The sequence below is a fragment of the Pseudomonas sp. MC6 genome, from assembly GCF_054790575.1.
In genome coordinates, this window is the sequence record NZ_CP186504.1 from 3752752 (window position 1) to 3766609 (window position 13858).

The window sequence follows — 13858 nt, forward strand, 5'->3', positions numbered from 1 at the left end:
AGACAACGCTCCCAGCCTTATAGAAGGAAAGCCAATCGATGCCGCAGGTGGATCCCGAACTCTTCGACCGCGGCCAGTTCCAGGCTGAACTGGCCCTTAAAGCGAGTCCTATCGCGGCGTTCAAGAAGGCGATCCGCCAGGCTCGCGAGGTCCTCGACACACGTTTTCGCCAGGGTCGCGACATTCGCCGCCTGATCGAAGACCGTGCCTGGTTCGTCGACAACATCCTGCAAAAGGCCTGGGAGCAGTTCAACTGGAGCGAAGACGCCGACATCGCGCTGGTCGCGGTTGGCGGCTACGGCCGCGGTGAGCTGCACCCGTATTCCGACATCGACCTGCTGATCCTGCTGGACAGCGCCGATCACGAAGTTTTCCGCGACTCCATCGAGCGTTTTCTGACGCTGCTGTGGGACATCGGCCTGGAAGTCGGCCAGAGCGTACGCTCGGTCGATGAATGCGCCGAAGAGGCCCGCGCCGACCTGACCATCGTCACCAACCTGATGGAAAGCCGCACGATCTGCGGTCCCGAACGCCTGCGCCAGCGCATGCTCGACGTCACCAGCACCGCACACATGTGGCCGGCCAAGGAGTTCTTCCTGGCCAAGCGCGCCGAGCAGAAGGCCCGCCACCATAAATACAACGACACCGAATACAACCTGGAACCCAACGTCAAGGGCTCGCCCGGCGGACTGCGGGATATTCAGACGATTCTGTGGGTAGCCCGACGTCAGTACGGCACCCTGAACCTGCGCGCCCTCGCTGGCGAAGGATTCCTGGTCGAGAGTGAAAACGCGTTGCTCGCCTCCTCTCAGGAATTCCTCTGGAAAGTGCGCTACGCCCTGCACATGCTCGCCGGTCGCTCCGAAGACCGTTTGCTGTTCGATCATCAGCGCACCATTGCCGGGCTGCTCGGTTTTGAGGGTGACGACGCCAAACAGGCGGTCGAAAACTTCATGCAGCAGTATTTCCGCGTGGTCATGAGCATCGCCCAGCTCAGCGACCTGATCATCCAGCATTTCGAGGAAGTCATCCTCGCCCCGGAGGACGAAGCGCCGCCGCAGCCGATCAACTCGCGCTTCCAACTCCACGACGGCTATATCGAGGCACGCAACGACAACGTGTTCCGCCGCACCCCTTTCGCCATGCTCGAGATTTTCGTGCTGATGGCCCAGCAGCCGGAAATCAAAGGCGTACGCGCCGATACCATTCGCCTGCTGCGCGAGCACCGTCACCTGATCGACGACAACTTCCGCAACGATATTCGTAACACCAGCCTGTTCATCGAGCTGTTCAAGTGCAAGATCGGCATCCACCGCAACCTGCGGCGGATGAACCGTTACGGCATTCTCGGGCGTTATCTGCCGGAATTCGGTTTCATCGTCGGGCAGATGCAGCACGACCTGTTCCATATCTATACGGTCGATGCGCACACGCTGAACCTGATCAAGCATCTGCGCAAATTGCAGTACACCCAGGTCTCGGAGAAATTTCCGCTGGCCGCCAAGCTGATGGCCAAGCTGCCCAAACCCGAACTGATCTACATGGCCGGTCTGTACCACGATATCGGCAAGGGCCGGCACGGCGATCACTCGGAGATCGGCGCGGTCGATGCCGAGGCGTTCTGCCAGCGTCATCAGTTGCCGGTGTGGGACAGCCGCCTGATCGTCTGGCTGGTGCAGAACCACCTGGTGATGTCGACCACCGCCCAGCGCAAGGATTTGTCCGACCCACAGGTGATTCACGATTTCGCTCAGGCGGTCGGCGATGAAACCCGTCTCGACTATCTGTACGTGCTGACCGTGGCCGACATCAACGCGACCAACCCGACGCTGTGGAATTCGTGGCGCGCCAGCCTGTTGCGCCAGCTCTACACCGAGACCAAGCGCGCCTTGCGTCGCGGCCTGGAAAACCCGGTCGATCGCGAAGAGCAGATCCGCCAGACCCAGAGTGCTGCGCTGGACATTCTGGTGCGCGGCGGCACCGACCCGGACGACGTGGAGCAATTGTGGGCGCAGTTGGGCGATGACTATTTCCTGCGCCATACCGCTGGTGACGTGGCCTGGCACAGTGATGCGATCCTGCAGCAACCGGTCGATGGCGGGCCATTGGTGCTGATCAAGGAAACCACCCAGCGCGAATTCGAGGGCGGCACACAGATCTTCATTTATGCACCGGATCAGCACGACTTCTTCGCGGTGACCGTGGCGGCGATGGATCAGCTCAACCTGAACATTCATGACGCCCGGGTTATCACCTCGAGCAGCCAGTTCACCCTCGACACCTACATCGTGCTCGACAACGAAGGCGAGTCCATCGGCGACAACCCGACGCGGGTCAAACAGATCCGCGAAGGCCTGACCGAAGCGCTGCGCAACCCGGATGACTACCCGACGATCATCCAGCGCCGGGTGCCGCGCCAGCTCAAGCATTTCGCCTTTGCGCCGCAGGTCACGATTCACAACGATGCGCAGCGTCCGGTGACCGTGCTGGAATTGACCGCACCCGATCGCCCGGGGTTGCTGGCAAGGATCGGCGGGATTTTTCTCGAATTCGACCTGTCGCTGCAGAACGCCAAGATTGCGACCCTCGGCGAGCGGGTGGAAGACGTGTTTTTCATCACCGACGCCCACAACCAACCGTTGTCCGACCCGTTGCTGTGCAGCCGTTTGCAGGATGCGATCGTTGAGCAACTGAGCGTTAATCAGGAACCCGATATCAAATTGTCGCGCATCAGTATCTGATGGCGCCCCGGATTCAAATGGCTTTGCGAGAGACCCAGCCCCAATGAACAACGCTCTGAACCAGCTCCAGCCGTACCCATTCGAAAAGCTTCGCGCCCTGCTCGGCAGCGTGACCCCGAACCCGGACAAACGCCCGATCGCCCTGTCGATCGGCGAGCCGAAACACCGCTCGCCAAGCTTTGTCGCCGAAGCGCTGGCGAACAGTCTGGATCAGATGGCCGTATACCCGACCACCCTCGGCATCCCCGCCCTGCGTGAAGCCATTGGCGGCTGGTGCGAGCGTCGTTTCGGCGTGCCAAGCGGCTGGATCGATCCGGCGCGCAACGTGTTGCCGGTCAATGGCACTCGTGAAGCGTTGTTCGCATTCACCCAGACCGTGGTCAATCGTGGCGATGACGCACTGGTGGTCAGCCCGAACCCGTTCTACCAGATCTACGAAGGCGCCGCATTCCTTGCCGGGGCAAAACCGCACTACCTGCCGTGCCTCGACGAGAACGGTTTCAACCCGGATTTCGATGCCGTTTCGCCAGACATCTGGAAACGCTGCCAGATCCTGTTCCTCTGCTCGCCGGGCAACCCGACGGGCGCATTGATCCCGGTCGACACCCTGAAAAAGCTGATCGCTTTGGCCGACGAGTACGACTTCGTGATCGCCGCCGACGAGTGCTACAGCGAACTGTACTTCGATGAACAAACCCCGCCGCCGGGTCTGCTGACGGCCTGCGTCGAACTGGGCCGCAAGGACTTCAAGCGTTGCGTGGTATTCCACAGCCTGTCCAAGCGCTCCAACCTGCCAGGCCTGCGCTCGGGTTTTGTCGCCGGTGATGCCGACATTCTCAAAGGCTTCCTGCTGTATCGCACCTACCACGGCTGTGCGATGCCGGTACAAACGCAACTGGCCAGCGTGGCGGCGTGGAATGACGAAGTGCATGTGCGCGCCAACCGTGCGCTGTATCGCGAGAAGTTCGATGCGGTGCTGGAGATCCTCAGCCCGGTGATGGACGTGCAGCGTCCGGATGGCAGCTTTTATCTTTGGCCGAACGTGCAAGGCGACGACGCCGCGTTCTGCCGCGATCTGTTCGAGCAGGAGCACGTGACCGTGGTGCCGGGTTCTTATCTCTCCCGCGACGTCGACGGCGTCAATCCTGGTGCCGGTCGCGTGCGCATGGCGCTGGTTGCGCCGCTGGCAGAGTGCGTCGAAGCCGCCGAACGGATTCGCGCCTTCATTACTCGCCAAGAGTAACTTTCAAATATCCGCACCAGGCAATCTGGTGCGGACTTCCATATTACAGAAACCCCAACTTACAACGCATCGCTTTACTCATCTACACGCAAACAAATAACTTACCCTCCGCAACAACGATAACATATCAAACAAGACAAGTTCACGACCTATTGAACTTGCAGACACCCTCGAGAAAAACAAACACCCTATAAAAACTCATTAAATCTCAAAAGGAATTGATTATGTATAAAACCAAGCCGTGTCTGAAACTTGAAATAGATGACCCCATCGCCAGCTTTCGAGCAGCCATCAATGAAAATCCTAAAAACATTTCGTATACCTCCGGCTCAGGCCTGTCCTCACGAACAATGGCCATCAACGCAAAGTGCTGGCAACCGAACCGTCACCTGACCATTTCGTTCCTGGACAATCCCCCCGCCGCGCTGAAAGACGCGATAAAAAAACATATATGGGAATGGGCTGATTATGTCAGTCTCACCTTTAGTTTCATTGACCGCAAAGACGGCATAATCCGAATAAAAACCAACACCACTGAAAATGCATCTCAAATTGGAACTGATGCACTAACAGTCGCTGCGGGAGAGCCAACCATGTTCATATCCGCGCGACCGGCAGATTCCGATTTCCGCACAGTGGTATTGCACGAATTTGGTCATGTTCTCGGATTACATCACGAGCACTTGCACCCGGATGCAAACATCCCCTGGAACAAACCAAAGGTCTATAAGGAATACGCAGAAAAATGGGGAATGGATAAGGAGAAAGTGGACCTGAACATCTTCACACCGATAACCGAGCAGACCACCGTCACCGGGTACGATCCAACATCCATCATGCATTACCCTGTCGAAAAGGAACTGACCGATGGAAAATTCGAAGTACCGATGAACACCGAAATCAGTTGGGAAGACAAACGCATAGCCGCGCATTTCTACCCGATCGAAATCCCTGACGACGGCTCCTGCGAGCGACCATGAAGCGCCATCAGGGACGGTCTTTCACTACGACTTGACCTGCCCCAGATTGGCTTCACTCAAGTCCAGATCGGCCAACACTTCTCTGAGCACGTCATCACCTATCTGGTGATGACGACTGAGGCTATACAGTTCCAGACGCTGCGCCCTTAGCGCCTTCAAGCGCAGGCGGCGCTCAAGCAGATCCATCTGGAAAGCCAAGGCCTGGGCTTCGGCGGAATCATTGAAAACATCGAGCTGATGGCGATACTCGGACATGATCCGCGCCTTCAACTCGGCCGACAGAGCGGCTTGAGCAGCATCCTGCGGAGTCGTTTCTTCTGTTTCGAGCGCATGAATCGCCGCTTCCGCGGTTTTGCGCCAGGCATCGCGCACTTCCTGACGCCGCTTGTCATCCGGGCTCTTTTCGATACCGCGCAACAGCAGAGGCAGTGCGATGCACGCCGAAATCAGCGACAACAGAATCACCCCGGCAGCGATGAAGATCAGCAGGTCGCGCTCCGGGAAGGCGTCGGCACCCAGCAACATCGGCACCGACATCACGCCCGCCAGCGTCACCGCGCCGCGCACGCCGCCGACGGTCAGCAACCAACAGGAGCGCGCGGTCGGTACTTGTGTCAGCTCACCCTTGCCGCGCAAACGTCGCAGCAACACCGACAAGCGCCAGATGCTCTGCACCCAGAAAAACCGCAGCAATACCAACGTGAGGAAAATCGCCACGACATCCAGGCAGCGATAAAACAACGTCGGCCACAAGGTCGGCTCGTGGCTGACCACGGCTTTGATGATGTCGGGCAATTGCAGGCCCAGCAGCAAGAAAATCAGACCGTTGAAGGCGAACTCCAACAGTGACCAGACGCTGCGATTGAGCAAGCGGGTGCTGGTCTGGCGGGGCAGCAGATCGAGCCAGCTCTGCATCATCCCCGCCGCCACAGCCGAAAGGATGCCCGACACACCAAGCCGCTCCGCCAGCACATAGGCAGCGAACGGCAGCAGCAACATGAACACCACATGGGTAGCCGGGTCATCCCAGCCACGAGCGATCATCCACGCCCGCAAGCGCCCGACCAGCCAGCTCAAGGCCACACCGACCGCCAATCCGCCGAGCGCCACCACGACAAAGGTCAGACTGGCATTGGTCAGCGAGAACACGCCCGTGATGGCCGCTGCCAGTGCGAACTTGAAGGTCACCAGACCCGAGGCATCATTCATCAGCGCCTCGCCCTGCAATATATGCATCAGCGGGGTCGGCAGGCGGTTTTGCGAAATGGCCGACACCGCCACGGCGTCCGTCGGCGACAACACCGCCGCCAGGGCGAAAGCCACCGGCAGTGGAATGGACGGCAACAACCAATGAATGAAGTACCCGGCGCCGACCACGGTGAACAGCACCAACCCCACCGCCAGCGTAAGGATCGGCCCGCGCAGGTTCCAGAACTCACGCTTGGGCATGCGCCAGCCATCGGAAAACAGCAGGGGCGGCAGGAACAGAAACAGGAATAATTCGGGATCGAGCGCCACATGCAGACCCAAGGTCGGCCAGGCGAGCAATGCGCCAGCGGCGATTTGTACCAGCGGCAGTGGCAACGGGATGACCCGTCCGACCAGCCGCGAGACACTGACCAGCATCAGCAGGATCAGGACGGTGTAAGCAGTTTGCATAAAGCGGAAATCTCAGACAATCGACAGCGTTGAACTGCCATATTAGCCGCTTAGGATGCGTCTGACCGTTGCACCTATGTCGCAGCTGCCGGATTGCAGTCCCTTGTGGGAGCGAGCCTGCTCGCGAATGCGGTGGATCATTCAATATCGATGTCGCCTGATATGGCCCCTTCGCGAGCAGGCTCGCTCCCACAGGTTTTGCGTATTCACCGAAGGGTCATGGCATAATCCGACACCATTTTTCTCCAGCACCTGTAAAGGGGGCAATTCCTTGACCGTTTCAAGTAAAACGTTGCACCTTTTCGGCATCAAAGCCTGCGACACCATGAAAAAGGCGCGCACCTGGCTTGATGAGCACGCTGTCAGCTACGACTTTCACGATTACAAAACCGCCGGTATCGACCGTGAACACCTGACCCAATGGTGTGACGAGCATGGCTGGCAAACGGTGTTGAACCGCGCAGGCACGACCTTTCGCAAACTCGACGACGAACGCAAAGCCGATCTCGACCAGTCGAAAGCCATCGAACTGATGCTCGCTCAACCCTCGATGATCAAGCGCCCGGTGCTCGATCTCGGTGACCGAACCCTGATTGGCTTCAAGCCAGATATCTACGCGGCCGCTCTGAAGTAAGCAGCCCGTCACTCTTTGTAGAGGTGTATTTACATGTCCAATTCCCTGTTCAGCATCGCCTTTGGTGTCGGCACTCAGAACCGTCAAGGCGCGTGGCTGGAAGTGTTCTACGCACAGCCACTGCTCAACCCTTCGGCCGAACTGGTCGCGGCAGTTGCGCCGATCCTCGGTTACACCGAAGGCAACCAGGCCATCACCTTCACTACCGCTCAGGCTGCGCAACTGGCCGAAGCCGTGAAAGGCATCGATGCCGTGCAAGGCAAGCTGCTGACCCGTCTGGCTGAAAGCCACAAGCCGCTGGTCGCCACCCTGCTGGCTGAAGATGCACAGCTGACCTCGACGCCTGAGGCCTACCTCAAGCTGCACCTGCTGTCGCACCGTCTGGTCAAGCCACACGGCGTGAGCCTGGCCGGGATCTTCCCGCTGCTGCCGAATGTAGCGTGGACCAGCCAGGGCGCCATCGACCTGAGCGAACTGGCGGAAATGCAACTGGAAGCCCGTCTGCGTGGCGACCTGCTGGAAGTGTTCTCGGTGGACAAGTTCCCGAAAATGACCGACTACGTGGTACCGGCTGGCGTGCGTATCGCTGACGCGGCACGTCTGCGTCTGGGCGCCTATGTCGGTGAAGGCACCACCGTCATGCACGAAGGCTTCATCAATTTCAACGCCGGCACCGAAGGCCCGGGCATGATCGAAGGCCGCGTTTCTGCTGGCGTATTCGTCGGCAAGGGTTCCGACCTGGGCGGCGGTTGCTCGACCATGGGCACCCTGTCGGGCGGCGGCAACATCGTCATCAAGGTCGGCGAAGGCTGCCTGATCGGCGCGAACGCCGGTATCGGTATTCCGTTGGGCGACCGCAACACCGTTGAGTCGGGCCTGTACGTGACCGCCGGTACCAAGGTTGCGCTGCTGGACGAAAACAACAACCTGGTTAAAGTCGTGAAGGCGCGTGAGCTGGCCGGTCAGACTGACCTGCTGTTCCGTCGCAATTCGGAAACCGGTGCGGTGGAATGCAAAACCCACAAATCGGCGATCGAACTGAACGAAGCGCTGCACGCTCACAACTAAGTGCTTGGATAATCCATTGTAGGAGTGAGCCTGCTCGCGATGCTTTTAGCGCCCTCACGGACGCCATCGCGAGCAGGCTCACTCCTACAGGATTTGGCGTACATCCCGCCCCTCTTCACCAGGGCTAAAGACCGTGATGATTCCCTCCCCCTGGCGTGCCGATTTCCCGGCCATCGCCGCTCTGCAACGGCAAGACCAGACCTATCTGGACAACGCCGCCACCACGCAAAAACCCCAAGCCCTGCTCGACGCACTGACGCATTACTACGCCAACGGCGCAGCCAATGTGCACCGTGCGCAACACCTGCCCGGGGCTCACGCGACGCAGGCGTTCGAGGACAGTCGGCTCAAGGTTGCCCAGTGGCTGAATGCCGGTGACAGCGGGCAGATCATCTTTACCCACGGTGCCACCAGTGCGCTGAATCTTTTGGCCTATGGCCTGGAACATCTTTTCCACCCGGGCGATGAAATTGTCATCAGCGCCCTGGAGCATCACGCCAACCTGCTGCCGTGGCAGCAACTGGCGCAACGGCGCAACCTGAAGCTGGTTATTCTGCCGCTGGACGCTGACGGCCTGATCGACCTCGCTGCCGCTGTGCATTTGATCGGCCCGCGCACGCGGTTGCTGGCGGTCAGTCAGTTGTCCAACGTGCTCGGTGCGTGGCAGCCATTGCCGGCATTGCTGGGCATGGCCAAGGCGCAAAACGCACTGACCGTGGTCGATGGCGCGCAAGGCGTGGTTCACGGCCGGCATGATGTGCAGGCGCTGGGTTGCGACTTTTATGTGTTTTCCAGCCACAAGCTCTATGGGCCTGATGGTCTCGGCGTGCTGTTCGGGCGCAACGCTGCGCTTGAGCAATTGAAGCCTTGGCAGTTTGGCGGCGAAATGGTGCTGGAAGCCAACTATCACGACTCGCGTTTCCGCCCTGCTCCGCTGGGTTTCGAGGCGGGTACACCGCCGATTGCCAGTGTGATCGGCTTGGGCGCGACGCTCGATTATCTGGCCGGGCTGGATCAGGACGCGGTGTCGGCCCATGAAGCGGCGTTGCATGACTATTTGCTGCGCGGCCTCGCAGCGCGTAACGGCATTCGATTGCTCGGCAAGCCGCAATTGGCGTTGGCGAGTTTTGTCGTCGAGGGTGTGCATAACGCTGATCTGGCGCACTTGCTGACCGAGCAAGGGATTGCCGTGCGCGCCGGCCATCACTGCGCGATGCCGCTGTTGAAAAGCTTCGAGTTGGCCGGAGCGATTCGGGTGTCGCTGGCGCTGTACAACGATTCGGAAGATTTGGAGCGCTTTTTTGAAGCACTGGATCAGGCGCTGGAGTTGTTGCGATGAGTTTGCCGGTCGAAGCGGCAGAGGCGTTGCAGACTTTTCAGAGCGCGGCGGGCTGGGAACAGCGGGCGCGATTGTTGATGCAGTTTGGTGACCGCTCGCCGCCACTAAGTGACGCCGACAAGTGCGAGGCTAACCGGGTGCATGGCTGTGAGAGTCAGGTGTGGCTGGTGGGTTCGTTGCGCGACGGTCATTGGCAGTTCGCGGCGAGTAGCGATGCGCGGATGATTCGCGGGTTGGTGGCGTTGTTGCTTTTGCGGGTCAACGGCTTGTCGGGCGCTGAATTGCAGCAGGTTGATTTGCCGGACTGGTTTAATCAGCTAGGGCTTTCGCGACAACTATCGCCATCGCGCAGTAATGGCCTTAATGCCGTGCTCCAGCGGATGAATGAGTTGGCCGGTTAATCGCTTTCGCGAGCAGGCTCGCTCCCACAGGGGAATGCATTTCAATGTGGGAGCGAGCCTGCTCGCGAAGAGGCAATCAGCCTCACCGATCAAACCTCAGGCTTAATGCGATCCGCCGGGCGCCGAACACCGGCGACAATCTTGTCCACAGCCTTGGTCGCCGCGACCATCCCAAACGTCGCCGTAACCATCATCACCGCACCAAACCCACCCGCGCAGTCCAGTTTCACACCGTCACCGACAAAACTCTTCTGCAAACAAATGCTGCCATCCGGCTTCGGATAGCGCAGTTGCTCGGTGGAAAACACACACGGCACGCTGTAATGACGGGTCACGGTGCGCGAAAAACCATAATCACGACGCAACGTCGAACGCACTTTCGACGCCAATGGGTCGTTGAACGTGCGGTTGAGATCGCACACCTGAATCAACGTCGGATCAATTTGCCCGCCCGCACCGCCCGTGGTGATGATCTGGATCTTGCGGCGCTTGCACCAGGCGATCAGCGCAGCCTTGGCGTTGACCGCGTCGATGCAGTCGATTACGCAGTCGATGTTCGCCGTGATGTATTCGGCCATGGTCTCGCGGGTGACGAAATCCGCCACCGCGTGCACCGTGCAATCCGGGTTGATCCCGCGCAGACGCTCGGCCATCACCTCGACCTTGGGTTTGCCGACGGTGCTGTCGAGCGCATGCAACTGGCGGTTGGCGTTGCTGACGCAGACGTCATCGAGATCGAACAGCGAAATCTCGCCGACGCCACAACGGGCCACAGCTTCCGCCGCCCAGGAACCGACGCCACCGACGCCGACGATCGCCACATGGGCCGCGCGCAGGCGTTCCAGACCTTCAATGCCATACAAACGGGCGATGCCTGCAAACCGCGGATCTTCTGTACTCATGACCATTACCCCAAAAACCGGCGCGCATTATAGGGCTACGCGGCGACAAGTTCTAAACATCAGCTACAAGTGTAAGAACTTAAGTCAAAGTCGGCTGCCCAATGTCGGGCATTTCCCTGTCTGATGTACGACTTGCGAACTGCCGGTGTAGGATGCGCGCCCCTCGGGCGTCTAGCCGACCGATCCTTCGTTCCACAGCCTTTGGAACCCGAAATAGCTATGTCATCGCGTAAATTTGGACTCAACCTGGTGGTGGTTCTGGCAATCGCCGCCCTGTTCACCGGTTTCTGGGCGCTGATCAATCGCCCGGTTTCCGCGCCGAACTGGCCGGAGCAGATCTCCGGTTTCTCCTATTCGCCGTTCCAGCAGGGACAATATCCGCAAAAGGATCAGTACCCGACTGACGACGAGATGCGCCGCGACCTGGAGATCATGAGCAAGTTGACGGACAACATCCGCATCTACTCGGTCGACGGTTCGCTGCAAGACATCCCGAAACTGGCCGAAGAATTCGGCCTGCGTGTGACGCTGGGGATCTGGATCAGCCCCGATCAGGAGCGCAACGAACGGGAAATCCAGCGCGCCATCGAACTGGCCAATACCTCGCGCAGTGTGGTGCGCGTGGTGGTCGGTAACGAAGCGATCTTCCGCAAGGAAATCACCGCCGAACAACTCAGCGTGCTGCTCGATCGCGTGCGCGCAGCGGTGAAGGTACCGGTGACCACGTCGGAGCAATGGCACGTCTGGGAAGAACATCCAGAGCTGGCCAAGCACGTCGATCTGATCGCTGCGCACGTTCTGCCGTACTGGGAGTTCATTCCGGTCGACAAGGCTGGCCAGTTCGTTTTCGACCGTGCTCGCGATCTGAAAAAAATGTTCCCGAAAAAGCCGCTGCTGCTCTCCGAGGTCGGCTGGCCGAGCAACGGCCGCATGCGCGGTGGCGCCGATGCGTCGCCGGCGGATCAGGCGATCTACCTGCGCACACTGGTCAACAAGCTCAACCGCCAAGGCTTCAACTACTTCGTGATCGAGGCGTTTGACCAGCCGTGGAAGGCCAGCGACGAAGGCTCGGTCGGCGCGTACTGGGGCGTGTTCAACGCTGCGCGTCAGCAGAAATTCAACTTTGAAGGCCCGGTGGTCGCGATCCCGCAATGGCGCGTACTGGCGATCGGTTCGGTGGTGCTGGCGCTGTTGTCGCTGACCCTGCTGATGATCGACGGCTCGGCGCTGCGTCAGCGTGGGCGGATCTTCCTGACCTTTATCGCCTTCCTTTGCGGTTCGGTGCTGGTGTGGATCGGTTACGACTACAGCCTGCAATACAGCACGTGGTTCAGTTTGACGGTGGGCTTCCTCTTGGCGCTGGGTGCGCTTGGGGTGTTTATCGTCTTGCTGACGGAGGCGCATGAGCTGGCCGAAGCGGTGTGGATTCACAAGCGTCGGCGCGAGTTCCTGCCGGTCGAGGGCGACTCCAGCTATCGCCCGAAAGTCTCGATTCACGTGCCGTGCTACAACGAGCCGCCGGAGATGGTCAAACAGACCCTCGACGCACTGGCAGCGCTGGATTATCCGGACTACGAAGTCCTGATCATCGACAACAACACCAAGGATCCGGCGGTATGGGAGCCGGTACGCGACTACTGCGAAACCCTCGGTCCGCGCTTCAAGTTCTTCCACGTCTCGCCGCTGGCCGGTTTCAAGGGCGGTGCGCTGAACTACCTGATTCCGCACACCGCCAAGGATGCCGAAGTGATCGCCGTGATCGACTCCGATTACTGCGTGCACCCGAACTGGCTCAAGCACATGGTGCCGCACTTCGCCGATCCGAAAATCGCTGTGGTGCAATCGCCGCAGGATTATCGCGATCAGAACGAAAGCACCTTCAAAAAGCTCTGCTACGCCGAATACAAAGGCTTCTTCCACATCGGCATGGTCACTCGTAACGACCGTGACGCGATCATCCAGCACGGCACCATGACCATGACCCGTCGCTCGGTGCTGGAAGAGTTGGGTTGGGCTGACTGGTGCATCTGCGAAGACGCCGAACTCGGTCTGCGCGTGTTCGAAAAAGGCCTGTCGGCGGCGTATTACCACGACAGCTACGGCAAGGGCCTGATGCCGGATACGTTTATCGACTTCAAGAAACAGCGTTTCCGCTGGGCTTACGGTGCAATTCAGATCATCAAACGCCACACCGGCAGCCTGTTGCGCGGCAAGGACACCGAGCTGACCCGTGGCCAGCGCTATCACTTCCTCGCGGGCTGGTTGCCGTGGGTCGCGGACGGCATGAACATCTTCTTCACCGTCGGCGCGCTGTTGTGGTCGGCGGCGATGATTATCGTGCCGCAACGGGTCGATCCGCCGCTGCTGATCTTCGCAATTCCGCCGTTGGCGTTGTTCGTGTTCAAGGTCGGCAAGATCATCTTCCTCTACCGTCGCGCCGTCGGCGTGAACCTGAAAGATGCCTTCTGCGCGGCGCTGGCCGGGCTGGCGTTGTCGCACACCATCGCCAAAGCGGTGCTGTACGGCTTCTTCACCAGCAGCATTCCGTTCTTCCGTACGCCAAAAAACGCTGACAACCACGGCTTCTGGGTGGCGATTTCCGAAGCGCGGGAAGAGCTGTTCATCATGCTGCTGTTGTGGGGCGCGGCGCTGGGGATCTTTCTGGTCAACGGCATGCCGAGCAACGACATGCGTTTCTGGGTGGTGATGTTGCTGGTGCAGTCGCTGCCGTATCTGGCGGCGCTGATCATGGCGTTCCTGTCGTCGTTGCCGAAACCTGCGGCCAAGCCTGAGCCGGCGCCGGTCGTCTAAATCCTCATCGATGCACTAAACGGCGGCCAATGGTCGCCGTTTTGCTTTAAGATAACCGCCATTTTGCGGGGCTTGGCGGC

10 protein-coding genes are annotated in these 13858 nt (G+C 59.5%); 8 read left to right on the top strand and 2 right to left on the bottom strand.

Annotation, left to right across the window (positions count from 1 at the left end):
* The first annotated feature begins 38 nt into the window (after positions 1–38).
* From ACOYXE_RS16905 to ACOYXE_RS16915, 3 genes are all read left to right on the top strand, one after another.
* Positions 39–2741, top strand: coding sequence for a [protein-PII] uridylyltransferase (locus tag ACOYXE_RS16905; protein WP_460926316.1), 2703 nt, complete (start codon positions 39–41; stop codon positions 2739–2741).
* 43 nt (positions 2742–2784) lie between these two features.
* Positions 2785–3984: a succinyldiaminopimelate transaminase gene (gene dapC / locus ACOYXE_RS16910; protein ID WP_160056207.1), complete on the top strand. Its 1200-nt coding sequence runs from the start codon at positions 2785–2787 to the stop codon at positions 3982–3984.
* 224 nt (positions 3985–4208) lie between these two features.
* Entirely contained in the window at positions 4209–4964 is a 756-nt protein-coding gene (locus tag ACOYXE_RS16915) for a M12 family metallopeptidase (RefSeq protein ID WP_108225209.1), read from the top strand.
* Between the two features lie 24 nt (positions 4965–4988).
* Here the strand turns inward: ACOYXE_RS16915 and ACOYXE_RS16920 are convergent, their stop codons facing one another.
* A complete protein-coding gene (locus ACOYXE_RS16920; protein WP_160056205.1) occupies positions 4989–6623 on the bottom strand; it encodes a Na+/H+ antiporter in 1635 nt (544 codons plus the stop codon).
* Between the two features lie 325 nt (positions 6624–6948).
* On the opposite strand from ACOYXE_RS16920, the gene ACOYXE_RS16925 reads away from it, so the two are divergent.
* The 4 genes from ACOYXE_RS16925 to ACOYXE_RS16940 all read left to right on the top strand — a co-directional run bounded on the left by ACOYXE_RS16925 (position 6949) and on the right by ACOYXE_RS16940 (position 10065).
* On the top strand, positions 6949–7257 hold the full coding sequence (locus ACOYXE_RS16925; RefSeq protein WP_042607053.1) for an arsenate reductase: 309 nt from the start codon (positions 6949–6951) through the stop codon (positions 7255–7257).
* A gap of 33 nt (positions 7258–7290) precedes the next feature.
* On the top strand, positions 7291–8325 hold the full coding sequence (gene dapD / locus ACOYXE_RS16930; protein ID WP_122591337.1) for a 2,3,4,5-tetrahydropyridine-2,6-dicarboxylate N-succinyltransferase: 1035 nt from the start codon (positions 7291–7293) through the stop codon (positions 8323–8325).
* A 133-nt stretch (positions 8326–8458) separates the two neighbouring features.
* On the top strand, positions 8459–9664 hold the full coding sequence (locus ACOYXE_RS16935) for an aminotransferase class V-fold PLP-dependent enzyme (protein ID WP_160056203.1): 1206 nt from the start codon (positions 8459–8461) through the stop codon (positions 9662–9664).
* Positions 9661–10065: a SufE family protein gene (locus ACOYXE_RS16940; protein ID WP_160056201.1), complete on the top strand. Its 405-nt coding sequence runs from the start codon at positions 9661–9663 to the stop codon at positions 10063–10065. Before ACOYXE_RS16935 ends, ACOYXE_RS16940 begins: the two co-directional genes overlap by 4 nt.
* An 89-nt stretch (positions 10066–10154) precedes the next feature.
* On the opposite strand, the gene tcdA is transcribed toward ACOYXE_RS16940, so the two are convergent.
* Positions 10155–10967: a tRNA cyclic N6-threonylcarbamoyladenosine(37) synthase TcdA gene (gene tcdA / locus ACOYXE_RS16945; protein ID WP_405122235.1), complete on the bottom strand. Its 813-nt coding sequence runs from the start codon at positions 10965–10967 to the stop codon at positions 10155–10157.
* A gap of 219 nt (positions 10968–11186) precedes the next feature.
* Between tcdA and ACOYXE_RS16950 the strand changes: the two genes are divergently transcribed.
* Positions 11187–13778 (top strand): glycosyltransferase, encoded by a 2592-nt coding sequence (locus ACOYXE_RS16950; protein WP_160056197.1) that lies wholly within the window; start codon positions 11187–11189, stop codon positions 13776–13778.
* Positions 13779–13858 lie beyond the last annotated feature (80 nt).

Excerpts from the sequence above, each read along its gene's own strand:
- ACOYXE_RS16940 (WP_160056201.1), top strand. The coding sequence starts at position 9,661 with ATGAGTTTGCCGGTCGAAGCGGCAGAGGCGTTGCAGACTTTTCAGAGC.
- dapC (WP_160056207.1), top strand. The coding sequence starts at position 2,785 with ATGAACAACGCTCTGAACCAGCTCCAGCCGTACCCATTCGAAAAGCTT.
- ACOYXE_RS16920 (WP_160056205.1), bottom strand. The coding sequence starts at position 6,623 with ATGCAAACTGCTTACACCGTCCTGATCCTGCTGATGCTGGTCAGTGTC.
- ACOYXE_RS16915 (WP_108225209.1), top strand. The coding sequence starts at position 4,209 with ATGTATAAAACCAAGCCGTGTCTGAAACTTGAAATAGATGACCCCATC.
- dapD (WP_122591337.1), top strand. The coding sequence starts at position 7,291 with ATGTCCAATTCCCTGTTCAGCATCGCCTTTGGTGTCGGCACTCAGAAC.
- ACOYXE_RS16925 (WP_042607053.1), top strand. The coding sequence starts at position 6,949 with ATGAAAAAGGCGCGCACCTGGCTTGATGAGCACGCTGTCAGCTACGAC.
- tcdA (WP_405122235.1), bottom strand. The coding sequence starts at position 10,967 with ATGAGTACAGAAGATCCGCGGTTTGCAGGCATCGCCCGTTTGTATGGC.
- ACOYXE_RS16950 (WP_160056197.1), top strand. The coding sequence starts at position 11,187 with ATGTCATCGCGTAAATTTGGACTCAACCTGGTGGTGGTTCTGGCAATC.
- ACOYXE_RS16905 (WP_460926316.1), top strand. The coding sequence starts at position 39 with ATGCCGCAGGTGGATCCCGAACTCTTCGACCGCGGCCAGTTCCAGGCT.